Below are 25240 nucleotides of genomic sequence, written 5' to 3'. Positions count from 1 at the left end.
AGTTCGTTGAATTTCTCAGTTCGCTCTGCGAGTCACTTGAAGAGAGGGGTACGGGTGGACGTCAACCTGGTCCTGCGCTCGACGCGTGTCATCACCCCCGAGGGGACGCGTCCGGCGTCGATCGCCGTCTCCGGAGGGACGATCGCGGCCGTGCTGCCGTACGACGCCGAGGTCCCCGACGGCGCCCGGCTCGAGGACGTCGGCGACGACGTCGTCCTGCCCGGCCTCGTCGACACCCACGTGCACGTGAACGACCCCGGCCGCACCGAGTGGGAGGGCTTCTGGACCGCCACCCGCGCGGCCGCCGCCGGCGGCATCACGACCCTCCTCGACATGCCGCTCAACTCGCTGCCCCCGACCACCACCGTGGAGAACCTGCGCGTCAAGCAGGAGGTCGCCCGCAGCAAGGCGCACATCGACGTCGGCTTCTGGGGCGGCGCCCTGCCCGACAACGTCAAGGACCTCCGGCCGCTCCACGACGCCGGCGTCTTCGGCTTCAAGTGCTTCCTCTCGCCCTCCGGCGTCGACGAGTTCCCCGAACTCGACCAGGAACGCCTCGCGACCTCGCTCGCCGAGATCTCCGGCTTCGACGGGCTGATGATCGTGCACGCCGAGGACCCCCACCACCTCGCCGCCGCACCCCAGCGCTCCGGCGGCGCGTACGCCGACTTCCTCGCCTCCCGGCCCCGGGACGCCGAGAACACGGCGATCGAGAACCTGGTCAACCAGGCCCGCCGGCTGAACGCCCGCGTCCACGTCCTGCACCTCTCCTCCTCCGACGCGCTGCCGCTCATCGCCGCCGCCAAGGCCGAGGGCGTCAAGATCACCGTCGAGTCCTGCCCGCACTTCCTCACGCTCACCGCCGAGGAGATCCCGGACGGCGCCACCGAGTTCAAGTGCTGCCCGCCCATCCGGGAGGCCGCCAACCAGGACGCCCTGTGGCAGGGGCTCGCCGACGGCACGATCGACTGCATCGTGTCCGACCACTCGCCGTCCACCGCCGACCTCAAGACGCCCGACTTCGCGTCCGCCTGGGGCGGCATCTCCTCCCTCCAGCTCGGCCTGCCCGCCATCTGGACCGAGGCCCGCCGCCGCGGCCACACCCTGGAGGACGTCGTCCGCTGGATGTCCGAGGGCCCGGCCCGGCTCGCCGGACTCACCCACAAGGGCGCCATCGAGGCCGGCCGCGACGCCGACTTCGCCGTCCTCGCCCCGGACGCCACCTTCACCGTGGACCCGGCCGAGCTCCAGCACCGCAACCGCATCACCGCCTACGCGGGCAAGACCCTCAGCGGCGTCGTCACCTCCACCTGGCTGCGCGGAGAGCGCATCGTCGACCGCGGCACCCTCGCCGAGCCGACCGGCCGCCTCCTCGAAAGGAACAACTGACCCGTGAGCACCGGCATACCCTCCTTCACCGGCGACGCCAGCCCCTACGGCGGCGGCGACCCGTACGCCGACTACCGCACGGCCGACTTCCCCTTCACCCGGTACGCGGACCTCGCCGACCGCCGCCTCGGCGCCGGGGTCATCGCGGCCAACGACGAGTTCTTCGCGGAGCGCGAGAACCTGCTCAAGCCCGAGGCCGCCGAGTTCGACCCCGAGCACTTCGGCCACAAGGGCAAGATCATGGACGGCTGGGAGACCCGCCGCCGCCGCGGCATCTCCGCCCAGCAGCCGCACCCCACCGAGGACGACCACGACTGGGCCCTCGTACGCCTCGGCGCGCCCGGTGTCGTCCGCGGCATCGTCCTCGACACGGCCCACTTCCGCGGCAACTACCCGCAGGCCGTCTCCGTCGAGGCCACCTCCGTCGCCGGCTCGCCCTCGCCCGAGGAACTCCTCGCCGACGGCGTGAAGTGGACGACGCTCGTCCCGCGCACCGCCGTCGGCGGCCACGCCGCCAACGGCTTCGCCGTCGACGTCGAACAGCGCTTCACCCACCTGCGCGTCAACCAGCACCCCGACGGCGGCATCGCCCGCCTCCGCGTGTACGGCGAGATCGCCCCGGACCCGGCGTGGCTCGCCGTCCTCGGCACCTTCGACCTCGCGGCCCTGGAGAACGGCGGCCAGGTCGAGGACGCCTCCGACCGCTTCTACTCCCCGGCCACCAACACCATCCAGCCGGGCCGCTCCCGCAAGATGGACGACGGCTGGGAGACCCGCCGCCGCCGCGACAAGGGCAACGACTGGATCCGCTACCAGCTGGCCGCCGAGTCCGAGATCCGCGCCGTCGAGATCGACACCGCGTACCTCAAGGGCAACAGCGCAGGCTGGGCCGCCCTCTCCGTCGCCGCCGAGGGCTCCGAGGAGTGGACCGAGATCCTGCCCCGGACCCGCCTCCAGCCCGACACCAACCACCGGTTCGTCCTGGACACCCCGGCGGTCGGCTCCCGCGTCCGGATCGACATCTACCCGGACGGCGGCATCTCCCGCCTCCGCCTCTTCGGCTCCCTCACGGAGACCGGCACGGCGCGGCTGACCGCCCGCCACCAGGAACTGGGCGGCTGACCGCCCCGTCCCGACCCGAGCGGCCGACCGGCTCCCCGTGACTCGGGGGGCCGACCGGCCGCCTCCCGGACCGGGCGGGTACGACACCCCGCCCGGCCCGCGAGGGCGCACCGACCCGACAGCACCGGTGCGCCCTCGCGCCTCCCCCTTTTTGAGGCTCGGTTCGCCTCCGGGGCGCCAAAGCCGGGCTCACGGTCCCGACCGTGCTCGCCTCCTTCGTCCCTCAGGAGGCTCCGCGCGCTCGGGACCGTTCCCCCGGCGCGCCCCTTCGGCTCACTCGTCGGGCCCTATCCACCGGGTGTCACGCCTCTCCCCAGAGTCACGCCGCGTGCCCGCCGTCCACCGAGAACTCGGCGCCCGTCACGTACCGCCCCTCCGGCCCCGCGAGGAAGGCGACCATCGCGGCCACCTCGTCCGGGGTGCCGAAGCGGCCGAGCGCCGTCATCGCCGCCTGCCCCTCCGCGTACGGTCCGTCCGCCGGGTTCATGTCGGTGTCGACGGGACCGGGGTGGACGAGGTTCGCCGTGATGCCGCGCCCGCCGAGTTCCCGGGCCAGCCCCTTCGTCAGGCCGGTCAGCGCCGTCTTGCTCAGCGCGTACAGCACTCCGCCGGGACCCGGCACCCGCTGCGCCATGCAGCTGCCGATCGTGACGATCCGCCCGCCCTCCGGCAGCCGCGCGGCCGCCGCCTGCGAGGCGAGGAAGGCGGCCCGGACATTGACCGAGAGGACCCGGTCCACGTCCGCGAGGGCCAGCGACTCCAGGGGGCCGAGGACCCCGACGCCGACGTTGTTCACCAGGACGTCGAGCCGTCCCAGGGCGTCCGCCGCCCAGTGCACCGCGCCCGCCGCGTCCCCGGCGTCGGCCGCGTCCGCCCGCAGGGGCAGAGCCGTGCGGCCGGTCGCCTCGATCAGCGCGGCGACCTCCTTGGCCCGTGCCTCGTCCTGGACGTAGGTGAAGGCCACGTCGGCGCCCTCCCGGGCCAGGCGTACGGCCGTGGCCGCGCCGATCCCCCTGCTGCCGCCCGTCACCAGGACCGCCGTGCCGTTCATCGTGCCGTTCGTCGTGGACATCCCGAAACCTCCGTGAGCCGTACCGAGTGGTTGCGGGTTCAATGAAAGTCGGCGGGGCGGCCCGGCGCTGGCGGCTATCGGACGCCGACCCGGCCACCGATGACTTCCGCCGAGCGGTGCGGTCAGTACGGGTGAGACACGATGGTCCGGAGAACAGAAAGGGCACCCACCATGGCCACCCTCAGCCTCACCCAGTTCCTCACCCTCGACGGCGTCCACCAGGCCCCCGGCGGCCCCGACGAGGACCGCAGCGGCGGATTCGAGCACGGCGGCTGGTCCGTGCCGTTCGGCGACGACGACTTCGGGCAGTTCATGAACGAGGTCTTCACCCGTCCGACCGCCTTCCTCCTCGGCCGTCGCACGTACGAGATCTTCGCGAGCTACTGGCCGCAGCACGACGACCCGGCCGATCCCATCGCCTCCAAGCTCAACGCCCTCCCCAAGTACGTCGCCACCAGCACCCTCGACTCCGCCGACTGGGCCGGGACCACCCTCCTGCGCGGCGACGTGGCGAAGGAGGTCGCCGACCTCAAGGAGAGCCTCGACGGCGAGATCCAGATGCACGGCAGCGGCGGCCTCGCCCGGACCCTGCTCGATCACGACCTGATCGACACCCTGCACCTGCTCGTCTTCCCCGTGGTGCTCGGCACCGGCCGCCGCCTCTTCTCCGACGGCGTACGCCCCACCGCCTTCCGGCACACCGCCGGGCACACCACCGGCTCGGGCGTCGCCATCCACACGTACGAGCTGACGGGACGCCCGGAGTACGGCAGCTACTGAGTACGGCAGCTGCCGATCCGGACGCCGACGGAAAGATGTAGCCACCACGGGCCCGGCCGGGTACGGTGATCGCTCCGAGTGCGAGCCGTCGAAGTCTCCACCCCGCCGGAAGAGTTGGAGAACGGCCCCATGTCGGCTTCGATCGCCGCCCCCGTGTCCCTCGGCGCCCCGCGCCGCGCCTGGCTCGCCGATCTGCCCGTCCTGCTCGTCGCCGTCGTCTGGGGCGCCAGCTACCTCGCAGCCAAGGGCATCACCACCACCCACACCGTCATCGCGGTCCTCGTGCTGCGGTTCGCGGTGGTGCTGCCCGTCCTCGTCGTCGCCGGCTGGGCCAGGCTCCGGGCGCTGAGCGCGACCCAGTGGCGCGGCGCCGCGACCCTCGGACTGATCCTCAGCGGGATCTTCCTCCTGGAGACCTACGGCGTCGTCCACACCTCCGCCACCAACGCGGGCCTGATCATCAGCCTCACCATGATCCTCACCCCGCTCGCCGAGGCCGCCGTGACCAGGGCCCGGCCGCCCCGCGCCTTCGTCGCCGCCGCCGCGCTCTCCGTCACGGGCGTCGTCCTCCTCACCCAGGGCGGCGGGTTCACCGCCCCCTCCCTCGGCGACCTGCTCATGCTGCTCGCCGCCGTCGCCCGTACCGTCCACGTCCTGGTCATGTCCCGGACCAAGGCGGTCCAGGACGCCGACTCGCTCTCCCTCACCACCGTGCAACTCGGCTCCGCCGTCGCCGTCTTCGCCGTCATCGCGGCCTTCCCCGGCACCGGCGCCTCGCCCTGGGCGGTGGCCCTCGACTTCGGCCCCCGCGAATGGGCCGGACTGCTCTTCCTCTCCGTCTTCTGCACGCTCTTCGCCTTCTTCGTGCAGATGTGGGCGGTCCGCCGCAGCTCCCCGTCCCGGGTCAGCCTCCTCCTCGGGACGGAACCGCTCTGGGCCGCCGCCGCGGGCATCACCCTCGCCGGCGACCGCCCCGGAGTCCTCGGCCTCGCGGGCGCGGTCCTCGTGCTGGCGGGCACCGGCTGGGGCCGCCGGGCCGCCGACAAGGACGCCGGATAGGTTATTCGATCATGAGTTCACTCGTGTACGACAACGCCTTCCGCGCCCGGGCCCGCCGCACCCAGGCATGGGGACTCGGACTCCTCGCCGTGGCCGTGCTCATGTGGATCTGGCTCGCGGTGCTCCTCTTCACGCCCTACGAGACCGCTGAGCACAGCCGCGAGTGCACCTCCCGGTTCACCAGCGAGAACCTCCACAACAGCGACAGCCGCTGCGTCAACGAGCGCGACTGGCCCGAACTCCTCGCCGTTCTCGGCGCGTCCGTGCCCGTGGCCGTCATCGGCGGAGTCCTCTACACCAGCGGCTCCGTGTCCCACCGCATGGCCGAGCACCTCGCCGAGGTCACCCGCCTCGACCGGGCGAGCGCCTGACAGCCGGGAAACCGCCGGCTCAGACCTTCGCTATTCGGCTCCCGGCGATCGCGACGACCAGCCCGAGGACCGCGATCACGATGTTCGCGAACAGCTCCCGGCCCTCCAGGAACCCCACGTTCTCCGTGAGGAACCGGGTCAGGCCCAGGAACCTGAACCAGCCGTCGGTCAGTTCACGAATCACTCCGGCGATACCGGACACCAGCAGCAGGGCCCCGAGACCCTCAAGAAAACCCTTCATGATCCGATCATGGAGGGAAGGGCCGACCGCCCGCGTCCGCCGCTCGTCTACGACGGTCGATACCAAAGTATCGACCTCGGCGACTCCGGTAGCACGACGGCCCGTACGACCGCCGGACCGCACCTGGCCTGCGTACATTTGCGGACATGACGCGTACGGACCGGCAGCGGTGGCTGCTCCCCTCCCACCTGGTCGAACCGGGCGGGACCGGAGCGGCCCGGCCCCGCCGTACCCTCCGCGACTGGATCGTGGACACCTCGTTGTTCCTCCTCGCCGCGTTCGTCGGCCTCCTCGCCGCCGACGCCGGCGCGGAGTACACCAGCGAGACCGTCACCCTCCTCGACCAGCTGGCCGGTGCCGCCGCCTGCGGTGCCCTCTGGCTGCGCCGCCGATGGCCCGTCGGGCTCGCCGTCGCCCTCGCCCTGGCGAACGTCGTGGCCCCGGTCGCCGCCGGAGCCCTCCTCGCGAGCCTGTTCAGCGTCGCCGTACGCCGTCCCTTCCGCGAGGTCGCCTGGATCGGCGCGCTCGCCGTCGTCACTTCCGTCGCCCAGGTCTTCGTCCGCCCCGACCCCACCACCAACGCCGGGCTCTCCATCGCCCTCGGCGCCGTCCTCGTCCTCCTCGTCACCGCCTGGGGCATGCTCGTCCGCTCCCGGCGCCAGCTCGTCGAAGCCCTCAGGGAGCGGGCCCGCCGCGCCGAGGCCGAGGCCGAGCTGCGCGCCGCCCAGGCCCAGCGGCTCGCCCGCGAGGCCATCGCCCGTGAGATGCACGACGTGCTCGCCCACCGGCTCACCCTGCTGAGCGTCCACGCCGGAGCCCTGGAGTTCCGGCCGGACGCCCCGCCCGAGCAGATCGCCCGCGCCGCCGGAGTCATCCGAGACAGCGCCCACGAAGCCCTCCAGGACCTCCGCGAGATCATCGGCGTGCTGCGCGCCCCCGGCGAGAACGGCGACGGCGACCGTCCACAGCCCACCCTCGCCACCCTCGGCGCGCTGGTCGACGAGTCCCGTGAGGCCGGTACGGAGGTCGTCCTCGACACCACCGTCGACGACCCGGCCACGGTGCCCGCCGCCACCGGCCGCACCGTCTACCGCATCGCACAGGAGGCCCTCACCAACGCCCGCAAGCACGCCCCCGGCACCCCCGTCGCCGTCACCGTGCGCGGCCGGCCCGGCGAGGGCCTCACCGTCGACATCCACAACCCGGCCCCCGCGGGCCCGGTGCCCCACGTCCCCGGCTCCGGCCAGGGCCTCATCGGACTCACCGAACGCGCCGCCCTCACCGGCGGCCGGCTGGAGCACGGCCCCGACCCCGACGGCGGCTTCACCCTCCACGCCTGGCTACCGTGGCCCGCATGACCATCCGGCTGCTCATCGTCGACGACGACCCCCTGGTCCGCGCGGGCCTCACCTTCATGCTCGGCGGCGCCGACGACCTGGAGATCGTCGGCGAGGGCGCCGACGGCCGAGAGGTCCCCGAACTCGTCGACCGGCTCGCCCCCGACGTCGTCCTCATGGACATCCGGATGCCGTACGTCGACGGGCTCACCGCCACCGAACGGCTCCGCGCCCGCCCCGGCGCCCCCGAGGTCGTCGTCCTCACCACCTTCCACGCCGACGAACAGGTGCTGCGCGCCCTGCGGGCCGGCGCCGCCGGCTTCGTCCTCAAGGACACCCCGCCCGCGGAGATCGTCGCCGCCGTCCGCCGGGTCGCCGCGGGCGACCCCGTCCTCTCGCCGGCCGTCACCCGTCAGTTGATGACCCACGTCGCCGGACAGCCGGACCCCACGGACCCGCCCGAGAAGACCCGCCGTACCGCCGCCGCCGAACGGCTCGCCGAACTGGCCCAGCGGGAAAGGGAGGTGGCGTTGGCCGTCGGCCGGGGCCGGTCCAACGCCGAGATCGCCGCAGCCCTTTACATGAGCGTGCCGACCGTGAAGACGCACGTCTCGCGGATCCTGGCCAGACTCGGCCTCAACAACCGTGTCCAGATCGCGCTCCTGGTGCACGATGCCGGGCTGTCGGAAGGCGAGGACGACGTCTAGGGTCGGACGATGCCCGTCATCGATCTGGGGGAGTACGGCGCGGATTTCACCGCGAACCCTTATCCGTACTACGAGAAACTGCGCGAGGCCGGTCCGGTCCACCATGTGCGCACACCCGACGGGGCCACGGTCTGGCTGGTCGTCGGTCACGAGGAGGCACGGGCCGCGCTCAACGACCCGAGACTGTCCAAGTCGCCGTCCGTGCTCGGGACGACCATGCTCGACGAGGACCTCATCGGCCCCAACCTGCTGATCCTCGACCCGCCCGACCACACACGGCTACGCCGGCTGATCGCCGGGGAGTTCACCGGCCGGCGCGTCGAGTCACTGCGTCCCCGTGTCCAGCGGCTCACCGACGAGCTCCTCGACGCCGTGGAGCCGGCCGGGCGCGCCGATCTCGTCGACGCCCTCGCGTTCCCGTTGCCCATCACCGTCATCTGCGAACTCCTCGGTGTACCGGCCGCCGACCGCGACTCCTTCCGTCGCTGGTCGAACGAGATCGTCGCGCCCAGCGGCGCGGAACCCGAGCGGGAGGCGATCGAGAGCCTCGCCGCCTACCTCGGTGAACTCGTCGAGGACAAGCGGGCCGCCGGGCCCACCGGCGACCTGCTGTCCGCGCTGATCGCCGCCCGCGCCGAGGACGGCGACCGGCTCTCCCTGCCGGAACTGCGCGGACTCGCCTACCTCTTGCTGCTCGCGGGCCACGAGACCACCGTGAACCTCATCGCCAACGCGGTGCGGGCGCTGCTCACCCACCCCGAGCAGCTCGCCGCGCTCAGTGCAGACCCGAGCCTGCTGGACGGCCTGATCGAGGAGACGCTGCGCTGGGAGGGGCCGGTGGAGACGGCCACGTACCGGTTCAGCCGGGAGGCCGTCGGTTTCGGGGAGACGGTGATCCCCGCGTACGAACCGGTCCTCGTCTCGCTCGCCTCCAGCGGCCGCGACCCCGAGCGCTTCCCCGACCCGGACCGCTTCGACATCACCCGCGACACGCGCGGCCACCTCGCCTTCGGGCACGGCGTCCACTACTGCCTGGGCGCCCCGCTCGCCCGCCTGGAGGCGCAGGTCGCGCTCCGGACGGTTCTCGACCGCTTCCCGGGGCTGGAACTCGACCCGGATGCCGGTTCGTTGGACTGGCTGCCCGGCATGCTCATGCGCGGGACCCGTCAACTCCCCGTCCGGTGGTGAACCCTTGAGCGATCAGAGCCCCGCCCTCGACCTCGACCTCGCCCGGAAGGTCCTCGACGCGCAGCCGTTCAGCCGGCTCGTCGGCGCCCGCCTCACCGAATTCGGCGCGGGCCGAGCGGTCCTGGAGCTGGACCGTCGCGACGAGCTGAGACAGCAGAACGGCTTCCTGCACGGCGGGGTGCTCTCGTACGCGGCGGACAACGCGATCACTTTCGCCGCGGGCGCCGAGCTCGGCGCGGCCGTGCTGACGGCCGGGTTCTCCATCCAGTACGTCCGGCCCGCGACGGGGGACGTGCTGCGTGCCCGGGCGGAGGTGGTCCACGCCGGGCGGCGGCAGGCGGTGGTGCGCTGCGACCTGTCGACCGTCGACGAGCAGGGCGCCGAGACGCTGTGCGCGGTGGCCCAGGGCACGGTGCTGTCAGCCGGCTGAACCGGCCCCGTCGCCCCCGGCCGGCCCACCCGCCCCGGCGAGCCGTACCGGACGCCGCTCCCGGCGCGAGCGCTCGCACGCCTCGGCGATCCGCAGCGCCTCAAGGGCCTCCCGTCCGTCGCACGGGTTGCGGGCCTCGCCGCGTACCAGGCGGACGAACGCGTCGAGTTCCGCCTCGTACGCGGGGGCGAACCGCTCCAGGAACCCCGGCCAGGGCTTCCCCGGCGCGGCCGGTCCGCGCGGTTCCACCGAGGTGAGCGGGGTGCGGTCGTCCAGGCCCACCGCGATCTGGCCCCGGTCGCCCGCCAGCTCCATGCGGACGTCGTACCCGGCGCCGTTGCGGCGGGTCGCGGTCGCCGTGACCAGCGTGCCGTCGTCCAGGGTGAGGAGCGCGGCGGCCGTGGACACGTCCCCCGCCTCCCGGAACATCGCGGGCCCCGCGTCCGAGCCCGTCGCGTACACCTCGACGACCTCCCGGCCGGTCACCCAGCGGACGATGTCGAAGTCGTGCACCGAGCAGTCCCGGAAGAGACCGCCGGAGAGCGGCAGGTACGCGGCGGGCGGCGGCTCCGGGTCGGAGGTCGCCGCCCGTACGGTGTGCAGCCGGCCGAGCCGGCCCGAGCGCACGGCCTCCCGCGCCGCCCGGTACCCCGGGTCGAAGCGCCGCATGAACCCGAGCTGGAGCTCGGTCCCCGCCTCCGCCACCGCCGCGAGCGCGCTCAGCGTCCCCGGCACGTCCAGGGCGATCGGCTTCTCGCAGAAGGCCGGGAGTCCGGCGCCCGCCGCGCGGGCGATCAGCTCCGCGTGCGCGGCCGTCGCCGAGGCGATCACCACGGCGTCCAGGGCGTGCCCGAACAGCGCCGTCACGTCCGGTGCCGCCTCCGCGCCGAGCGCCCCCGCGACCGCGGCGGCCCGGGTGACGTCGGCGTCGGCCAGGACCAGCGCCCCGACCTCCGGGTGACGGGCGAGGACCCCCGCGTGGAAGCTCCCGATCCGTCCCGTACCGATGAGTCCGATGCGCATGGCCCCACCGTGCGGGCGTGCCTCCCCGGTGTCAAGGACGTGTCAGGACAACCGGACATGAACGCCTTCCCGTCATCAGCGGGCCGGGCTACGCTCCCCCCGTGCCCAAGCAGTCCGGCTCGTCCCTGCCCCCGCTCTCCGTGGACCGCGGCAGCCCGGTCCCGCTCTACTTCCAGCTGGCCCGGCAACTGGAGGACGCCGTGGCGGACGGGACGCTGACGCCGGGCACCCTCCTCGGCAACGAGATCGACCTCGCCACCCGCCTCGGCCTCTCCCGCCCCACCGTCCGCCAGGCCATCCAGACCCTCGTCGACAAGGGCCTCCTCGTCCGCCGCCGGGGCGTCGGCACCCAGGTCGTGCACAGCACGGTCCGCCGCCCACCGGCGCCCAGCAGCCTCTACGACGACCTGGACGCCGCCGGCCGGCTTCCCGCCACCCGGGTCATCCTCAACCGCCTCGAACCCGCCACCGCCCCGGTCGCGGCCGCCCTCGGCATACCCGAGGGCGGCGAGGTCCGCTACCTCGAACGGCTCCGCACCGCGCGCGGCGAGCCCGTGGCGTACCTGCGCAACCACCTCCCGGCCGGGCTCGTCGAGCCGGACACCGGGCACCTGGAGACCACCGGCCTCCACCGGCTGCTCCGTGCCGCCGCGCTCACCCTGCACAGTGCCCGCCAGACCGTCGGCGCCCGCGCCGCGACCGCCGCGGAGGCGGCACTGCTCGACGAGCCGGCGGGCGCCCCGCTGCTCACGATGGAACGCGTCACCTTCGACGACACCGGCCGGGCCGTCGAGTACGGCTCCCACGTCTACCGGGCCGCCCGCTACTCCTTCGAATTCCAGCTGATGGCCCGCCCGTGACCCCGGAAGGCCCCCCTGGCGAGCGTCCCGACCCGCATGACCGATACTGCAATGCACGCAGAAGGACACAAAGGAGGGCACGGCCTCGTGACCAGGCTTCGGACCGGAGGGGTACGCGCCGTCATCGGCGCCGTGCTCGCGCTCACACTCACAGGGGCGCTCGCGGGGTGCAGCAGCACCGGCGGAAAGCGGGCGGAGGACGCCCGCAAGGCCGCCGCGGCCCAGGGCCGGGCGGCCGTCGACACGCCCCGCTGGACCTTCGCCATGGTGACCCACTCCGGTGACGGCGACACCTTCTGGGACATCGTCCAGAACGGCGCCGAGCAGGCCGCCGCCAAGGACAACATCAACTTCCTGTACGCCCACAGCGACGAGGGCAAGGAGCAGGCGCAGCTGATCGACTCGTACGTCACCAAGGGCGTCGACGGCCTCATCGTGACCCTCGCCAAGCCCGACGCCATGAAGGCCGCCGTCGAGAAGGCCGTCAAGGCCGGCATCCCGGTGATCACCGTGAACTCCGGCGCCGAGCAGTCCGAGGCGTACGGCGCGCTCACCCACATCGGCCAGGACGAGACCGTCGCCGGCGAGGCCGTCGGCGAGGAGCTCGACAAGCGGGGGAGGAAGAAGGCCCTCTGCGTCCTGCACGAGCAGGGCAACGTCGGCCACGAGCAGCGCTGCGCCGGAACGAAGAAGACCTTCGGCGGCGAGCTCGTGAACCTGTACGTCGACGGCACCAACATGCCCGACGTCAAGGCCTCCATCGAGGCCAAGCTCCAGTCCGACAAGGACCTGGACGCCGTCGTCACCCTCGGCGCCCCCTTCGCCGACGCCGCCGTCCAGGCCGCCAGGAGCGCCGGCAGCAAGGCCGAGGTCGACACCTTCGACCTCAACGCCAAGGTCGCGAGCGCCCTCCAGGCCGGCACCCTCGGCTTCGCCGTCGACCAGCAGCCCTACCTCCAGGGCTACCAGGCCGTCGACCTGCTCTGGCTGTACCGCTACAACGCCGACGTCCTCGGCGGCGGGAAGCCGGTCCTCACCGGCCCCCAGATCATCACGAAGGACGACGCCGCCGCGCTCGTCGGCTACGCGGAGCGGGGCACCCGATGAGCTCCACCGCCCCGCCGTCGGACGGCATCGACCACGTCGACGAACGGCTGCTCCGCACCTCCCCGCTGAAGAAGCTCCTCGCCCGCCCCGAACTCGGCTCGGTCGTCGGCGCGATCGCCGTCTTCGTCTTCTTCGCGGTGGTCGCCGACAGCTTCCTGAACCCGTCCAGCCTCGGCACCGTCCTCTACGCGGCCTCCACCCTCGGCATCATGGCCGTCCCCGTCGCGCTGCTCATGATCGGCGGCGAGTTCGACCTGTCCGCAGGCGTCATGGTCACCAGCTCGGCCCTGGTCTCGTCGATGTTCAGCTACCAGCTGACGGCGAACGTCTGGGTCGGCGTCGGCGTCTCGCTGCTCGTCACCCTGGCGATCGGCGCCTTCAACGGCTTCATGCTGACCCGTACCGAGCTGCCCAGCTTCATCATCACCCTCGGCACCTTCCTCATGCTGACCGGCCTGAACCTGGGCCTCACCAAGCTGATCAGCGGCACCGTCTCCACCAAGACCATCGCCGACATGGAGGGCTTCCCCTCCGCCCGCAAGCTCTTCGCCTCGCAGCTGACCGTCGGCGGCGTCGAGTTCAAGGTCACCGTCCTGTGGTGGTTCGGCCTCGTCGCGCTCGCCACCTGGATCCTGCTCCGCACCCGCTTCGGCAACTGGATCTTCGCGGTCGGCGGCGGCGCCGACGCGGCCCGCGCGGTCGGCGTCCCCGTCCACCGGACGAAGATCGGCCTCTACATGGGCGTGGCCTTCTGCGCCTGGGTCTCCGGCCAGCACCTGCTCTTCTCCTTCGACGTCGTCCAGTCGGGCGAGGGCGTCGGCAACGAGCTCGTCTACATCATCGCGGCCGTCATCGGCGGCTGTCTGATCACCGGCGGATACGGCTCCGCCATCGGCTCGGCGATCGGCGCCCTCATCTTCGGCATGACCAGCAAGGGCATCGTGTACGCCGAGTGGAACCCGGACTGGTTCAAGTTCTTCCTGGGAGCGATGCTCCTCCTGGCGACCCTGCTGAACGCCTGGATCCGCAAGCGCGTGGAGGCCACCAAGTGACCACGGAACGGACCTCCCTCGTCGAGCTCGACGACGTCAGCAAGTACTACGGCAACATCCGCGCCCTCGAAGGGGTCTCCCTGGAGGTCCGCTCCGGCGAGATCACCTGCGTCCTCGGCGACAACGGCGCCGGCAAGTCCACCCTCATCAAGATCGTCGCAGGGCTTCACCGGCACGACGCCGGCGTCTTCCGCGTCGAGGGCGAGGAGGTCACCCTCGCCAACCCGCGCGACGCCCTCGACCGGGGCATCGCCACCGTCTACCAGGACCTCGCCGTGGTCCCCCTCATGCCGGTCTGGCGGAACTTCTTCCTCGGCTCCGAGCCCACCAGGGGCTCCGGCCCGTTCAAGCGGCTCGACGTCGGCCTGATGCGGTCCACCACCCGCGAGGCACTGCTCCGCATGGGCATCGACCTGCGGGACGTCGACCAGCCCATCGGCACCCTCTCCGGCGGCGAGCGGCAGTGCGTCGCCATCGCCCGGGCCGTCCACTTCGGCGCGAAGGTCCTCGTCCTCGACGAGCCGACCGCCGCGCTCGGCGTCAAGCAGTCCGGCGTCGTCCTGAAGTACGTGGCCGCCGCCCGCGACCAGGGACTCGGCGTGGTCCTCATCACGCACAACCCGCACCACGCGTACCTGGTCGGCGACCGTTTCGTGCTGCTCAAGCGGGGCGTCATGGCCGGCAGCCACACCAAGGGCTCCGTCACCCTCGACGAGTTGACCCGGCAGATGGCCGGCGGCACCGAGCTGGAGGACCTGCGCCACGAACTGGAACGGCCCTCCGCGACGTAACGGCCGCTTCACCCCCCACCTGGCAGAATCGGAGCCGATGAGTACCTACCGTGACCTCGCCCACCGGGGCTCCGCCCGGGGCACCGTGCTGCGGACCGTCGGCACCCGGGAGCGGCGCTCCCACCTGACGGCGCCCCGGGTGCCGACCGTCGGCATCGACATCGGCGGTACGAAGGTGATGGCCGGTGTCGTCGACGCCGACGGCAACATCCTGGAGAAGCTCCGCACGGAGACCCCGGACAAGTCCAAGAGCCCCAAGGTCGTCGAGGACACCATCGTCGAACTGGTCCTCGACCTCTCCGACCGGCACGACGTGCACGCCGTCGGCATCGGCGCGGCCGGCTGGGTCGACGCCGAGCGCGCCACGGTGCTCTTCGCCCCGCACCTCGCCTGGCGGAACGAGCCCCTCCGCGACGCCCTCCAGGGCCGCCTGGCCGTCCCCGTCATGGTCGACAACGACGCCAACACCGCCGCCTGGGCCGAATGGCGCTTCGGCGCGGGCCGCGGCGAGGACCACCTCGTCATGATCACCCTCGGCACCGGCATCGGCGGCGCCATCCTGGAGGGCGGCCAGGTCAAGCGCGGCAGGTACGGGGTCGCGGGCGAGTTCGGCCACATGCAGGTCGTCCCCGGCGGACACCGCTGCCCCTGCGGCAACCGCGGCTGCTGGGAGCAGTACAGCTCGGGCAACGCGCTGGTCCGCGAGGCCCGCGAGATGGCCGCCGCCGACTCCCCGGTCGCGTACAACATCATCGAACGGGTCAAGGGCAACGTCCCCGAGATCACCGGACCGCTCATCACCGAGCTCGCCCGCGAGGGCGACGCCATGTGCGTCGAGCTGCTCCAGGACATCGGCCAGTGGCTCGGCGTCGGCATCGCCAACCTCGCCGCCGCCCTCGACCCCTCCTGCTTCGTCATCGGCGGCGGCGTCTCGGCCGCCGACGACCTGCTCATCGGCCCCGCGCGGGACGCCTTCCGCCGCCACCTCACCGGCCGCGGCTACCGCCCCGAGGCCCGCATCACCCGCGCCCAGCTCGGCCCCGAGGCCGGCATGGTCGGTGCCGCCGACCTCGCCCGGCTCGTCGCCCGCCGCTTCCGCCGCGCCAACCGGCGCCGGGTCGAGCGGTACGAACGGTACGAGCGCTACGCCCAGGCCCTGCGCAACGGAACGTCGGCCCGGGCCCCCCGTATCCCCGAGGACCCGCCTTCATGACCATGCCCCACCAGTCCCTCCCGTCGCGCGGTACCCGGGACAAGCTGCCCGAGGACCGCCGGCACATGATCCGCCGCCGCTGGCTGACGGCCGTCATCATCGTGCTGCTCGTGGGCATCCCGGCCGGCTATCTCGTCATCTCCGCGGGCCAGAGCCGGGACAGCGGCCGCGACAAGGAACGCGAGTCCTCGGCGGCCGGCCTCCAGGACAACTGGCCCTCGCTGATGAAGCGGCGGGTCTTCGAGGTCCCGGTGCCCGCCGGCGCCTGGGGCGTCGCCTACTACGAGACCAGCAACTGGAAGACGAGCCGGCTGTACGTCGAGTTCACGACGACCGCCTACGGCCTCGACGCCTTCCTCGCCGAGTCCGGAACCGGTCGCACGGCTCTCACGCCGGGCCGGATCACGGTCGGCGAGCGCGACGCCGAGATCGTCGGCTGGACCTTCGCCGACGGCGTGAACTGGGCGGGCACCACGGTGAGGCGCGAGGGGCCGCGCCCGACCACCGACCTCACCGTCGACCTCACCGACCCGGCCTTCCCCCGGGTGCACGCGGTCTCGACGACCAGCCCCTGACGAGCCGCACCTGACGAGCCGCACCCGCCCCCGGAGCAGCCGGTTCCGGCGGTGAGCGGTGCGGTGCCTTGACTGGCGCCCTGGCCCGCGTTCCCATGTCGAACGCTCCATGAGTGATCCTTCTCGACAGGCAGACAGGCAGACGGGTGGCCGCAGTGAGAAGAACGAGATGCTGGGCCGCCGCGTTCGTGGCCGTGACCCTCGCCGTACCGGCCGCGTCCCCGGGGACGTCCACCGCGACGGCGGCGGCGGGAACGGCCGGGACCGCCGCGGCGGCCCCCGACGGCCGGCCCGCCTTCACCTCCGGGCCCGCCAGGGCCGCCCTCGCCCGGCTGCTGCCGCGCCACGTCTCCCAGTTCACCCTCGTTCCGGTGAGCCGCCCCGCGTCCGGCGACTACTTCACCGTCTCCGGCGACGCCGGCGACGTACGGATCCAGGGGACCAGCCCCGCCACGATCCTGAGCGGCGTCAACTGGTACCTCAAGTACACGGCGAAGGTCGACATCGGCTGGCCCGGCGACAGCACCGCCCGACTGCCCCGGATCCTTCCCGCCCCCACCGGCACCGTCCGTCAGGACGCCTCCGTGCCCCACCGCTTCGCGCTCAACGACACCGACGACGGCTACTCCGGCGCCTACCGCGACTGGGCCGCGTACGAGAAGCAGATCGACCTGCTCGCCCTGCACGGCGCCAACGAGGTCTTCGTCCAGATGGGCGCGGACGCCGTCTACCACGAGACGTTCCGGGAGTTCGGCTACTCCGGGGACGAGCTCCGCTCCTGGATCCCCGGCCCCGCCCACCAGCCGTGGTGGCTGATGCAGAACATGTCGGGCTTCGGCGGCCCCGTCTCCGAGCGGCTCCTCGACGACCGCGCGGCCCTCGGCCGGAGGATCGCGGACCGGCTGCGCCTGCTCGGCATGACCCCGGTGCTGCCCGGCTACTACGGCACCGTGCCCCCGGGCTTCACGGCGAAGAACCCCACGGGACCTGTCGTCCCGCAGGGCCGCTGGGTCGGCTTCGACCGGCCCGACTGGCTCGACCCGCGCAGCCCGGTGTTCCCCGAGGTCGCCGCCTCGTTCTACCGCCACCAGCGCGCACTCCTCGGCGACTCCACCCTGTACAAGATGGACCTGCTCCACGAGGGCGGCCGGCCCGGTGACGTCCCCATAGGAGACGCCGCCAAGGCCGTGATGAACGCGCTGCAGACCGCGCGCCCCGGCGCCGTCTGGACCCTGCTCGGCTGGCAGAAGAACCCCTCCACGCAGATCATCGACGCCGTCGACAAGAGCAGGCTCCTCATCGTCGACGGCCTGTCGGACCGCTACGACGGCCTCGACCGGGAGACCACCTGGCACGGCGCGCCCTACGCCTTCGGCACGATCCCCAACTTCGGCGGCCACACCACCATCGGCGCCAACACCGCCGTCTGGGCCGACCGCTTCGACCGGTGGCGCGACAAGCCGGGAAGCGCCCTGAAGGGCATCGCCTACCTTCCGGAGGGCACCGGCGGCAACCCCGTCGCCTACGAGCTGTTCACCGAACTGGCCTGGCGGACCGGCCCGCCGGACCACGAGGCATGGTTCGCGCGGTACGCCGAGCGGCGGTACGGCGGTGCCGACCCGCACGCCGCCAAGGCATGGGAACTGCTGCGCGGTGGCCCGTACAGCACCCCGTCCGGCACGTGGAGCGAGTCCCAGGACAGCCTCTTCACCGCCCGCCCCCGGCTGACGGCGACCACGGCGGCCAGCTGGAGCCCCGGCGCCATGCGCTACGACGCGGGCACGGTGCGGCAGGCCCTCACGGAACTGCTCCGGGTCGCACCCGAACTGCGGACCACCGACGCGTACCGCTTCGACCTGGTCGACGTGGCACGGCAGGCCCTCGCCAACCACAGCCGGGTCCTGCTCCCGCGGATCAAGGCCGCCTACGACGCGAAGGACCTCGCCCTGTTCCGTCAGCGGGCCGCCGAATGGAAGGCCTGCCTCGCCCTCCTCGACGAACTCCTCGCCACCGACACCCGGTTCCTCCTCGGGCCCTGGCTGGAGGACGCCCGGTCCTGGGGCGCCACCGAAGAGGAGCGGGCCACGGCCGAGTTCGACGCCCGCTCCGTCCTCACCACCTGGGGCCACCGCTCCGGAAGCGACTCGGGCGGCCTGCGCGACTACGCCAACAGGGAGTGGTCCGGCCTGGTCTCCGACTTCTACGCCCCGCGCTGGACGATGTACCTCGACTCCCTCGACACCGCGCTGACGACGGGCCGGGCACCGGTCGCCATCGACTGGTTCGCCGTCGAGAACGCCTGGAACCAGCGGCGCGACCCGTATCCCGTGCACGCCTCGGGCGACCCGGTGGCCCTGGCCACGGCGGTGCGCGACGCCCTGCGGGACCCGCCGCCGTCGCCCACGGCACCCGCCCGGTGATCTCCGGGGCAGGCCTCAGCTTCGCGGGGGCAGGGACTGCTCCGTCCAGATCGTCTTGCCGTGCCGGGTGTACCGGCTTCCCCACCGGTCGGTGAGCTGCGCGATCAGGAAGAGGCCCCGGCCCCCCTCCTCCGAGGCCTGCGCGCGGCGCATCCTGGGCTGGGTGCTGCTGCGGTCGGAGACCTCGCAGATCAGCGACGCCGCGCGGATCAGCCTGAGTTCGAGCGGACCGCCCGCGTACCGGATGGCGTTGGTGACCAGCTCGCTCGCCACCAGCTCGGTGGTGAAGGCCAGGTCGTCCAGGTCCCACAGCGACAGCTGGCCGAGGACGCGCTCCCTCGCCTCGGCCACCACCGAGGGATCCGCCTCGAAGGTCCAGGCGGCGGTGGACCCGGCGGGGACCGCGCGGGTCCTCGCGAGCAGGAGCGTCACGTCGTCCGACAGCGGACCCGGGACGAGCTCTCCCACGACGGCGGGACCGGCCTCCTCCAACGGACGGCCGAGGGCTACCGCCGCCGACAGCGCGTCCCCCAGCGCCGTCATCCCCAGGTCGAGATCGGCGTGACCGCGGTCGATCAGGCCGTTGGTGTAGAGCGCGAGGAGACTGCCGTCGGCCACTTCCGTCTCGGCGGGCTCGAAGGGCAGTCCGCCGACGCCGAGCGGAGGACCGGGACTGAGGTCCAGGTAGCGGGCGGTGCCGTCGGGAGCCACCAGGGCCGGCGGGGGATGCCCGGCGCTGGCCGCGAGGCACCGCCGGGTCACCGGGTCGTACGTCAGGTACAGGCACGTGGCACCGAACGAGCCGTACGCGGTCTCGGCTCCCGGGCTACGGGTCGCCTCGCGGGCCTCGATCACGAACTGGGACACGAGGTCGTCCAGGTGCGTGAGCAGCTCGTCGGGTTCGAGGTCGAGGTCCGCGAGCGTCCGTACGGCGGTGCGCAGCCGCGCCATCGTCGCGGTGGCCTGGAGGCCGTGCCCGACGACGTCGCCGACGACGAGCGCCACCCGCGCGGACGACAGCGGGATGACGTCGAACCAGTCGCCGCTGACGCCGGTGGTGGTGTCGGTCGGGAGGTAGACGGTCGCCGTGTGGACGGCGACGGTGTCGGTGGTGGGTGCGGGCAGCAGGCTGCGCTGCAGGCTGATCGCGGCGCTTCTCTCACGGTGGTACCGGCGGGCGTTGTCCACGACCAGGGCGGCGCGTGAGGCGATCTCCTCGAGCAGGGCGAGGTCGCCGGCGGCGAACGGAGGCCGGTCGCGGCCCCGCCCGACCTGGACGCGGCCGAGGAGCAGCCCCCTGGCCCGGAGCCAGGCGCTCATCCCGTGCGGAGAGTCGACCGCGTCGGCCGGACCGGAGGGGGCGGTGACGCCGCCGGCGCGGTCCGGGGTCTCCGGGGTGTCGGGGGAAGGGGCGGCCCGGGGCCGTTCGTCCGCCGTCCGGGACCACATCCGGCCCGAGAGCACACCCCCCGAGTCGACGTCGATACCGGTACCGACGTCGATCCCCGTACCCGTACCCGTACCCGTATCGGGCTCGGATGCGGTCCGGCCGGGGGAGGACCCGACCACGGCCACCCGGCGCAGCGAGTGGTCGCGGTGGTGTTCGGGGGCCGGTTCCTCGTACGTGAAGACGGCCTCCGCGACGTCGACGACCGCCACGTCGGCAAGTCCCGGCACGAGCACGTCGGCCAGGTCCCGCGCGGTCTCCTCGGCGGAGAGATGGGCGCTCAGCACCGTGGTCGCCCGGTGCAGCAGGTCGAGCCTGCGCTGCGAGAGCCGCTCCTCGGTGACGTCGAGGAACAGGGCCGTGACCCCCGCGACCTCCTCGTTCGGCCCCTGGAGGCGGAACGCGGACACCGCCATGATCCGTCCCGTACCCGGGTCGACTCGGGTGTGGACCTCCACGTCGAACCCGACGAGCGGAGCCCCGGTCGCCAGCACCGCGCGCAGCCGCACCTCGATCTCGCGGGCGTCCGACTCCCAGAGGAAGTCCGAGAACCGGGCCCCGCGCAGATCGGGGGGAAGACCCGTGTAGGGCAGCAGATGGGTGTTCGTCCGTACCAGCCGCAGTTCCTTGTCGAGTACGGCGAGACCGACGCGTTCCTGGAGGAACAACTCCCGCATGAAGGCATGGCCCTGGCGCCACTGCGCGACCAGCGAGCGCGGGGCGGCGAGGACCAGGAACTGGTGCGCGCCGCCGTTTCCCCGTCCGTCGTCGAGCGGCAGGACGCGGAACAGGACGTCGCCGCCGCGGCCCGCGGCGAGTTCCGCCCGGCCCTCCCAGACCGGACCGTTCCGCTGGGCCATGACCGTCCGCCAGTCCTCCGGGTCGGCGAGCAGGTCGCGGACCAGCTGCCCGCGCAGGTCACCGGCGGTGCGGTTCAGGAGCGTCTCCGCCGCCGGTGTGCAGCTCAGGATGGTCCCGTCGGCGTCCACGACGAGACCGGCCGCGTGCCCGGCGTCGAGCGGGTCGTCGTTCGTGCGGGCCATCCGGATGCACACTCCGTTCCACGCCTGGTCACCGGCGAGGACCACGGCTCATGGCCACTCTGCCCGGGTGTCCGCTCCTCGGCACGCCGTCGTGGCCCGAACGGCTCAGCACCGGCCTTCCGCGGTCACCCGACCGCGAGTACGCGCAGGAGCCGGGCCACCTCGGTGGCGACGGAGGCGCGCGCGGGGCCGAGGTACGTGCGGGGGTCGGCGGTCTCGGGGTGGGCGTCGAGGTACTCCCGTACGGTCCGGGTGAAGGTCTTGTTGAGATGGGTGGAGACGTTCACCTTGGTCATGCCGGCCGTGACCGCCTTGGCGAGGTCGTCGTCGCCGACCCCGGAGGAGCCGTGCAGGACGAGCGGCACGTTCACGGCGGCCCGCAGCCGGGCGATGAGACCGAAGTCGAGGACGGCGTCGCGGGTGAGCATGGCGTGCGAGCTGCCCACGGCGACGGCCAGGGCGTCCACGGCGGTCGCCGTCACGAACGCGACCGCCTCGTCCGGGTCGGTGCGGACGCCGGGGGCGTGGGCACCGTCCTTGCCGCCGACCTCGCCCAGCTCCGCCTCGACCCACACGTCCGCGCGGTGGCAGTAGTCCGTGATCTCCCGGGTCGCCGCCACGTTCTGGGCGTAGGGCAGCTTGGAGGCGTCGAACATGACGGAGGTGAAGCCGAGGTCGACGGCCTCGCGGACCAGATCGGTCGATTCGGCGTGGTCGAGGTGGACGGCCACGGGGACCTCCGCCGCGCGGGCGACGGCCAGGGTCGCGAGGCCGATCGGGGTGAGCGAGCCGTGGTAGCGGGCGGTGTTCTCGCTGATCTGCAGGATGACCGGCAGGCCCGCGCTCTCCGCTCCGGCGACGATCGCCTCGGCGTGCTCGATCTGGACGACGTTGAACGCTCCGACGCCGGACGTCACCGCGTACGCGGGGTCGACGATCTCGTCAGTCGCTGACAGGGGCATGGCTTCTCTCCACAGGAACGGACGTACGGAACTGGTCGTGGAGACCGGCGTCGAAGTCGCCGGCCAGGGGGCAGGGAACGGCGGCGGCCGAGAGGGCCACGGCCTCGCGCAGAACGGCCGGCCAGGCCTCACCGGCGAGGAGCCCCGCGGCGACGGCCGCGACGCAGGCGTCCCCGGCTCCCGTCGGGTTCCCGGCGAGCCGCCGCGGGGGAGCGGCCCGCCAGCTTCCCTCGGGAGTGACGGCGTAGAGGCCGTCCGGCCCGCGCGAGACGACGACGGACCGGGCGCCGAGCGCCCGCAGGCCCGCGGCGGCGGCCTCCACGTCGTCGTGCCCGGTGACCTCGGTGATCTCCTCGGCATTCGGTTTGATCACGGTCGGGCGCGCGGCGAGGGCCGCGAGCAGGGCGGGTCCGCTGGTGTCCAGGACCGTCTTCGCGCCGGTCGCGGCGGACAGCCGGATGAGCCGCCCGTACGTGTCGGAGGGCAGCCCGGGAGGCAGACTGCCCGCGAGGACGACGACCCGGGCGTCGCGTACCAACCGGATGAACCTCGCGGTGAAGTCCGCCCAGGTGTCACGGTCGACCCGTGGCCCCGGCTGGTTGAAGACGGTGGCGTCGCCGTCCTCGCGGGACACCACGGTGACCGTGCGGCGCGAGTCGCCCGGCATGGACACCAGCTCGTCGGGGAGCCGGGCCGCGCGGAGGTCGTCGCGGATCGCACGGCCGGTGGGGCCGCCCGCGAGACCGGTCACCACGGCGGGGACGCCCAGCGCGGACAGGACGCGCGCCACGTTGACGCCCTTGCCGCCCGCCCGCTCGAAGGACTCGGTGACGCGGTGCGAGCCGTTCGGGACCAGGGCGTCGACGTTGTACGTGACGTCCAGAGCGGCGTTGAGCGTGACGGTGAGGATCATGACACCGCCGCCGACGGGATTCGCGGGGAGTACGCGGACGGGATCCGCGAGGAGCGCGCGGACGACGGCCCGGCGCCGGCCGCGTCCCAGGCCGCGATACCGGCGCCGAGACAACCGGCCAGGTCCCCGAGCGCCGCGAGGGCCGGCTCGGGCCGCCGCCGGAGCGCCGGGCGCCGGGCGAGGGCCGTACGCAGCGGGTCGAGCAGCAGGTCGCCGGCCTGGGCGAGACCGCCCCCGAGCACCACGACCTCGGGCGTGCGGCGGGCCGTGACGGTGGTGAGCGCCGTGGCCAGGGCCGCGACGGCCCGGTCCCACACCGCCCGCGCGTCGGGATCGCCCTGGGCGAGCAGCGCCGCCACCCGGGCGGTGTCCTCGACCCGGCGTCCGGAGCGCGCGCGGTACGCGGCGGCGATCGCCGAGGCCGAGGCCACCGTCTCCAGACAGCCCCGGGTGCCGCAGGCGCACGGTGCCCCGCCGGGGTCGACGACGACATGGCCGAGCTCGTCCGCGTGACCGCCGGTACGGACCGGCCGGCCGTCGCGCAGGACGGCCGTGGAGATGCCGGAGCCGAGGGACACGAACCACACGTCCCGGGCACCCCGGGCCGCGCCGAGACGGCACTCGGCGACCCCGCCGGCCCGCACGTCGTGCCCGAGGGTCACGGGCAGCCCCGAGGCGTCCGTGAGGAAGGCGGCGAGCGGCAGGTCGCGCCAGCCGATGTCGGCCGAGCGGACGGCCGTCCCGGTCGCCTCGTCGACGGTGCCCGGGACCACCACGCCCGCGCCGCGGACGGTGAGCCCGCGGGCGGCGGCGCTCCTGTCCAGGTCGATCAGAGCGGCGGTGATCTCGGCGATCACCGCGTCGGGCCGCCACCGCCGGGGCGTCGCCCTGCGCAGGGCGTGCAGGGACCTCAGGTCACGGTCGAGCAGGGCCGCCTTCATGCTGGCGCCCCCCACGTCGAGGGCGATGACGCAATCGCGCCCGACGCCCGGGGCGGCGTCGCGATCATGCCCGGCACCCGGGGCGGTGTCGCGATCGTGTCCGCCCTCCGGCGTCGTGAAGCGATCGTGCTTGCCGTCCGCGGGGAAGCGTGCGTGTCCACCGTCGTCCGGCGCGACGGAGCAGGGGCGCCCGCCGTCCGGTGCGACGGTGTGGGGGCGCCCGTCGGTCCCGTCAGGCATGGGGGCTCCCGAGGATCACGGAGCGGGTGAGGTTGCGCGGCCGGTCGGGGTCGAAGCCCTGGGCCTCGGCGAGCCGGACGGCGAGGCGCTGGGCCAGGATGAGGTCCGCCAGCGGGTCGAGGGCGTCGGAGCCGTCGCCGGACCCCGCGACCATCGTGCCGCCGACCCGGGCGACGTCGTCGGCAAGCCCCGCCGGGGTGGTACCGAAGACCCAGGCCACGCGGCCGGGGCCGGTGATGCTGATCGGCCCGTGCCGGTACTCCATGGCCGGGTACGCCTCGGTCCACGCCCCCGCGGCCTCGCGCATCTTCAGACCGGCCTCCAGGGCGAGACCGTAGGTCCAGTGGGTGCCGAGGAAGGTGAACTGCTCGGCGGCGCACACCTCGGCGTCCAGGTCCAGGGCGATCGCCCGCCGCGCGTCGGTGATCGCGAGGTCGAGCGGCCGCACGCCGGCCGGCAGCGCGTCCTCCGCCTCCAGGTGCGCGCGCAGCAGCGCGAGCACGGTGGTGGCGAACCGCGTCTGCACCACCGACTCCTCGTCGGCGAAGCCGAGTACGGCGATGCCGTCGGCCAGCCGCATGACGGGGGTCTCGGGGTCGGCGGTGATCGCACCGGTCGGCGTGGTGCCCTTCAGCCGGGCCAGCAGGTCGAGGACCTCGGTCGTGGTGCCGGAGCGGCTGATCGCCAGCACGCGGTCGTAGCGGCGTCCGTGCGGGAACTCCGAGGCCGCGAAGGCGTCCGTCTCGCCGTGACCGCCGCGCTCGCGCAGCTCGGCGTAGGCCAGGGCCATGAACCAGGAGGTTCCGCAGCCGACGACGGCGACCCGCTCGCCGCGGCGGGGCAGGACGTCGGCGTAGAGGGGAAGCGACTCCTTCGCCCGCAGCCAGGTGTCCGGCTGCGAGGCGATCTCGGCTGCGGTGCGGGACGACGCTGTGGTGGTCATAGGGGGACGGCTCC

Annotated in this window: 24 protein-coding genes; 16 read left to right on the top strand and 8 right to left on the bottom strand. The window is 73.3% G+C overall.

Features of this window, described 5'->3' with window-relative positions; translation table 11 throughout:
* Positions 1-54: 54 nt before the first annotated feature.
* Positions 55-1389 (top strand): allantoinase AllB, encoded by a 1335-nt coding sequence (gene allB / locus ACFWUY_RS15410; protein WP_384107512.1) that lies wholly within the window; start codon positions 55-57, stop codon positions 1387-1389.
* 3 nt (positions 1390-1392) lie between these two features.
* Positions 1393-2511, top strand: a complete 1119-nt coding sequence (alc, locus tag ACFWUY_RS15405; RefSeq protein WP_384107508.1) for an allantoicase — start codon at positions 1393-1395, stop codon at positions 2509-2511.
* 319 nt (positions 2512-2830) lie between these two features.
* Here the strand turns inward: alc and ACFWUY_RS15400 are convergent, their stop codons facing one another.
* A complete protein-coding gene (locus ACFWUY_RS15400; protein ID WP_384107503.1) occupies positions 2831-3583 on the bottom strand; it encodes an SDR family NAD(P)-dependent oxidoreductase in 753 nt (250 codons plus the stop codon).
* Positions 3584-3754: 171 nt separating this feature from the next.
* Here ACFWUY_RS15400 and ACFWUY_RS15395 point away from each other — a divergent pair, with 171 nt between their 5' ends.
* The 3 genes from ACFWUY_RS15395 (at position 3755) to ACFWUY_RS15385 (ending at position 5793) form a co-directional block, all read left to right on the top strand.
* Entirely contained in the window at positions 3755-4363 is a 609-nt protein-coding gene (locus tag ACFWUY_RS15395; RefSeq protein ID WP_384107500.1) for a dihydrofolate reductase family protein, read from the top strand.
* Positions 4364-4492: 129 nt separating this feature from the next.
* Complete coding sequence (locus tag ACFWUY_RS15390) at positions 4493-5422, top strand: DMT family transporter (RefSeq protein ID WP_384107496.1); 930 nt, start codon at positions 4493-4495, stop codon at positions 5420-5422.
* An 11-nt stretch (positions 5423-5433) separates the two neighbouring features.
* Positions 5434-5793 carry a hypothetical protein gene (locus ACFWUY_RS15385; protein ID WP_384107494.1) on the top strand — a complete coding sequence of 120 codons (360 nt, stop codon included), beginning with the start codon at positions 5434-5436 and terminating at the stop codon, positions 5791-5793.
* A 19-nt stretch (positions 5794-5812) separates the two neighbouring features.
* Here ACFWUY_RS15385 and ACFWUY_RS15380 read toward each other — a convergent pair whose 3' ends face one another.
* Positions 5813-6034, bottom strand: coding sequence for a hypothetical protein (locus ACFWUY_RS15380; RefSeq protein WP_384107492.1), 222 nt, complete (start codon positions 6032-6034; stop codon positions 5813-5815).
* 146 nt (positions 6035-6180) lie between these two features.
* Here ACFWUY_RS15380 and ACFWUY_RS15375 point away from each other — a divergent pair, with 146 nt between their 5' ends.
* From ACFWUY_RS15375 to ACFWUY_RS15360, 4 genes are read left to right on the top strand one after another with little or no spacing between them, the layout of a single operon-like run.
* Positions 6181-7392, top strand: a complete 1212-nt coding sequence (locus tag ACFWUY_RS15375) for a sensor histidine kinase (protein ID WP_384107490.1) — start codon at positions 6181-6183, stop codon at positions 7390-7392.
* Entirely contained in the window at positions 7389-8078 is a 690-nt protein-coding gene (locus ACFWUY_RS15370; RefSeq protein WP_384107488.1) for a response regulator, read from the top strand. Before ACFWUY_RS15375 ends, ACFWUY_RS15370 begins: the two co-directional genes overlap by 4 nt.
* A gap of 9 nt (positions 8079-8087) precedes the next feature.
* Positions 8088-9266 (top strand): cytochrome P450, encoded by a 1179-nt coding sequence (locus ACFWUY_RS15365; RefSeq protein WP_384107486.1) that lies wholly within the window; start codon positions 8088-8090, stop codon positions 9264-9266.
* 4 nt (positions 9267-9270) lie between these two features.
* On the top strand, positions 9271-9696 hold the full coding sequence (locus tag ACFWUY_RS15360; protein ID WP_384107484.1) for a PaaI family thioesterase: 426 nt from the start codon (positions 9271-9273) through the stop codon (positions 9694-9696).
* Here the strand turns inward: ACFWUY_RS15360 and ACFWUY_RS15355 are convergent.
* A complete protein-coding gene (locus tag ACFWUY_RS15355; RefSeq protein ID WP_384107482.1) occupies positions 9685-10719 on the bottom strand; it encodes a Gfo/Idh/MocA family oxidoreductase in 1035 nt (344 codons plus the stop codon). The two genes, ACFWUY_RS15360 and ACFWUY_RS15355, sit on opposite strands and share 12 nt — an antisense overlap.
* A 140-nt stretch (positions 10720-10859) precedes the next feature.
* On the opposite strand from ACFWUY_RS15355, the gene ACFWUY_RS15350 reads away from it, so the two are divergent.
* From ACFWUY_RS15350 to ACFWUY_RS15320, 7 genes are all read left to right on the top strand, one after another.
* Positions 10860-11579, top strand: coding sequence for a GntR family transcriptional regulator (locus tag ACFWUY_RS15350; RefSeq protein WP_384107698.1), 720 nt, complete (start codon positions 10860-10862; stop codon positions 11577-11579).
* A gap of 87 nt (positions 11580-11666) precedes the next feature.
* Positions 11667-12686, top strand: a complete 1020-nt coding sequence (locus tag ACFWUY_RS15345) for a sugar ABC transporter substrate-binding protein (protein WP_384107480.1) — start codon at positions 11667-11669, stop codon at positions 12684-12686.
* Entirely contained in the window at positions 12683-13738 is a 1056-nt protein-coding gene (locus ACFWUY_RS15340; protein WP_384107478.1) for an ABC transporter permease, read from the top strand. Before ACFWUY_RS15345 ends, ACFWUY_RS15340 begins: the two co-directional genes overlap by 4 nt.
* On the top strand, positions 13735-14529 hold the full coding sequence (locus ACFWUY_RS15335) for an ATP-binding cassette domain-containing protein (protein WP_384107476.1): 795 nt from the start codon (positions 13735-13737) through the stop codon (positions 14527-14529). Before ACFWUY_RS15340 ends, ACFWUY_RS15335 begins: the two co-directional genes overlap by 4 nt.
* Before the next feature lie 37 nt (positions 14530-14566).
* Positions 14567-15742 carry an ROK family glucokinase gene (locus ACFWUY_RS15330; RefSeq protein ID WP_384107474.1) on the top strand — a complete coding sequence of 392 codons (1176 nt, stop codon included), beginning with the start codon at positions 14567-14569 and terminating at the stop codon, positions 15740-15742.
* Positions 15739-16317 carry a hypothetical protein gene (locus tag ACFWUY_RS15325; RefSeq protein ID WP_384107472.1) on the top strand — a complete coding sequence of 193 codons (579 nt, stop codon included), beginning with the start codon at positions 15739-15741 and terminating at the stop codon, positions 16315-16317. Before ACFWUY_RS15330 ends, ACFWUY_RS15325 begins: the two co-directional genes overlap by 4 nt.
* Before the next feature lie 155 nt (positions 16318-16472).
* Complete coding sequence (locus ACFWUY_RS15320; protein ID WP_384107470.1) at positions 16473-18737, top strand: alpha-N-acetylglucosaminidase; 2265 nt, start codon at positions 16473-16475, stop codon at positions 18735-18737.
* Positions 18738-18752: 15 nt separating this feature from the next.
* Here ACFWUY_RS15320 and ACFWUY_RS15315 read toward each other — a convergent pair whose 3' ends face one another.
* From ACFWUY_RS15315 to ACFWUY_RS15295, 5 genes are all read right to left on the bottom strand, one after another.
* Positions 18753-21227 carry a SpoIIE family protein phosphatase gene (locus ACFWUY_RS15315; RefSeq protein ID WP_384107468.1) on the bottom strand — a complete coding sequence of 825 codons (2475 nt, stop codon included), beginning with the start codon at positions 21225-21227 and terminating at the stop codon, positions 18753-18755.
* Positions 21228-21352: 125 nt separating this feature from the next.
* A complete protein-coding gene (locus ACFWUY_RS15310) occupies positions 21353-22189 on the bottom strand; it encodes a ketose-bisphosphate aldolase (RefSeq protein ID WP_384107466.1) in 837 nt (278 codons plus the stop codon).
* Positions 22170-23102, bottom strand: coding sequence for a 1-phosphofructokinase family hexose kinase (locus ACFWUY_RS15305; protein ID WP_384107464.1), 933 nt, complete (start codon positions 23100-23102; stop codon positions 22170-22172). The genes ACFWUY_RS15310 and ACFWUY_RS15305 overlap by 20 nt, the downstream gene beginning before the upstream one ends.
* On the bottom strand, positions 23099-24283 hold the full coding sequence (locus ACFWUY_RS15300; RefSeq protein ID WP_384107462.1) for an ROK family protein: 1185 nt from the start codon (positions 24281-24283) through the stop codon (positions 23099-23101). The genes ACFWUY_RS15305 and ACFWUY_RS15300 overlap by 4 nt, the downstream gene beginning before the upstream one ends.
* Positions 24276-25226 (bottom strand): SIS domain-containing protein, encoded by a 951-nt coding sequence (locus ACFWUY_RS15295; RefSeq protein WP_384107460.1) that lies wholly within the window; start codon positions 25224-25226, stop codon positions 24276-24278. The genes ACFWUY_RS15300 and ACFWUY_RS15295 overlap by 8 nt, the downstream gene beginning before the upstream one ends.
* Positions 25227-25240 lie beyond the last annotated feature (14 nt).

Source organism: Streptomyces sp. NPDC058664, from assembly GCF_042716635.1.
Lineage (GTDB): Bacteria > Actinomycetota > Actinomycetes > Streptomycetales > Streptomycetaceae > Streptomyces.
This window is presented reverse-complemented; position numbering and strand designations above follow the sequence as displayed.

Bases quoted from the DNA above. Each gene is read 5' to 3' on its own strand.
- ACFWUY_RS15400 (WP_384107503.1), bottom strand. From the start codon at position 3,583: ATGTCCACGACGAACGGCACGATGAACGGCACGGCGGTCCTGGTGACG.
- ACFWUY_RS15395 (WP_384107500.1), top strand. From the start codon at position 3,755: ATGGCCACCCTCAGCCTCACCCAGTTCCTCACCCTCGACGGCGTCCAC.
- ACFWUY_RS15390 (WP_384107496.1), top strand. From the start codon at position 4,493: ATGTCGGCTTCGATCGCCGCCCCCGTGTCCCTCGGCGCCCCGCGCCGC.
- ACFWUY_RS15385 (WP_384107494.1), top strand. From the start codon at position 5,434: ATGAGTTCACTCGTGTACGACAACGCCTTCCGCGCCCGGGCCCGCCGC.
- ACFWUY_RS15380 (WP_384107492.1), bottom strand. From the start codon at position 6,034: ATGAAGGGTTTTCTTGAGGGTCTCGGGGCCCTGCTGCTGGTGTCCGGT.
- ACFWUY_RS15375 (WP_384107490.1), top strand. From the start codon at position 6,181: ATGACGCGTACGGACCGGCAGCGGTGGCTGCTCCCCTCCCACCTGGTC.
- ACFWUY_RS15370 (WP_384107488.1), top strand. From the start codon at position 7,389: ATGACCATCCGGCTGCTCATCGTCGACGACGACCCCCTGGTCCGCGCG.
- ACFWUY_RS15365 (WP_384107486.1), top strand. From the start codon at position 8,088: ATGCCCGTCATCGATCTGGGGGAGTACGGCGCGGATTTCACCGCGAAC.
- ACFWUY_RS15355 (WP_384107482.1), bottom strand. From the start codon at position 10,719: ATGCGCATCGGACTCATCGGTACGGGACGGATCGGGAGCTTCCACGCG.
- ACFWUY_RS15340 (WP_384107478.1), top strand. From the start codon at position 12,683: ATGAGCTCCACCGCCCCGCCGTCGGACGGCATCGACCACGTCGACGAA.
- ACFWUY_RS15330 (WP_384107474.1), top strand. From the start codon at position 14,567: ATGAGTACCTACCGTGACCTCGCCCACCGGGGCTCCGCCCGGGGCACC.
- ACFWUY_RS15325 (WP_384107472.1), top strand. From the start codon at position 15,739: ATGACCATGCCCCACCAGTCCCTCCCGTCGCGCGGTACCCGGGACAAG.
- ACFWUY_RS15315 (WP_384107468.1), bottom strand. From the start codon at position 21,227: ATGGCCCGCACGAACGACGACCCGCTCGACGCCGGGCACGCGGCCGGT.
- ACFWUY_RS15310 (WP_384107466.1), bottom strand. From the start codon at position 22,189: ATGCCCCTGTCAGCGACTGACGAGATCGTCGACCCCGCGTACGCGGTG.
- ACFWUY_RS15305 (WP_384107464.1), bottom strand. From the start codon at position 23,102: ATGATCCTCACCGTCACGCTCAACGCCGCTCTGGACGTCACGTACAAC.
- ACFWUY_RS15300 (WP_384107462.1), bottom strand. From the start codon at position 24,283: ATGCCTGACGGGACCGACGGGCGCCCCCACACCGTCGCACCGGACGGC.
- ACFWUY_RS15295 (WP_384107460.1), bottom strand. From the start codon at position 25,226: ATGACCACCACAGCGTCGTCCCGCACCGCAGCCGAGATCGCCTCGCAG.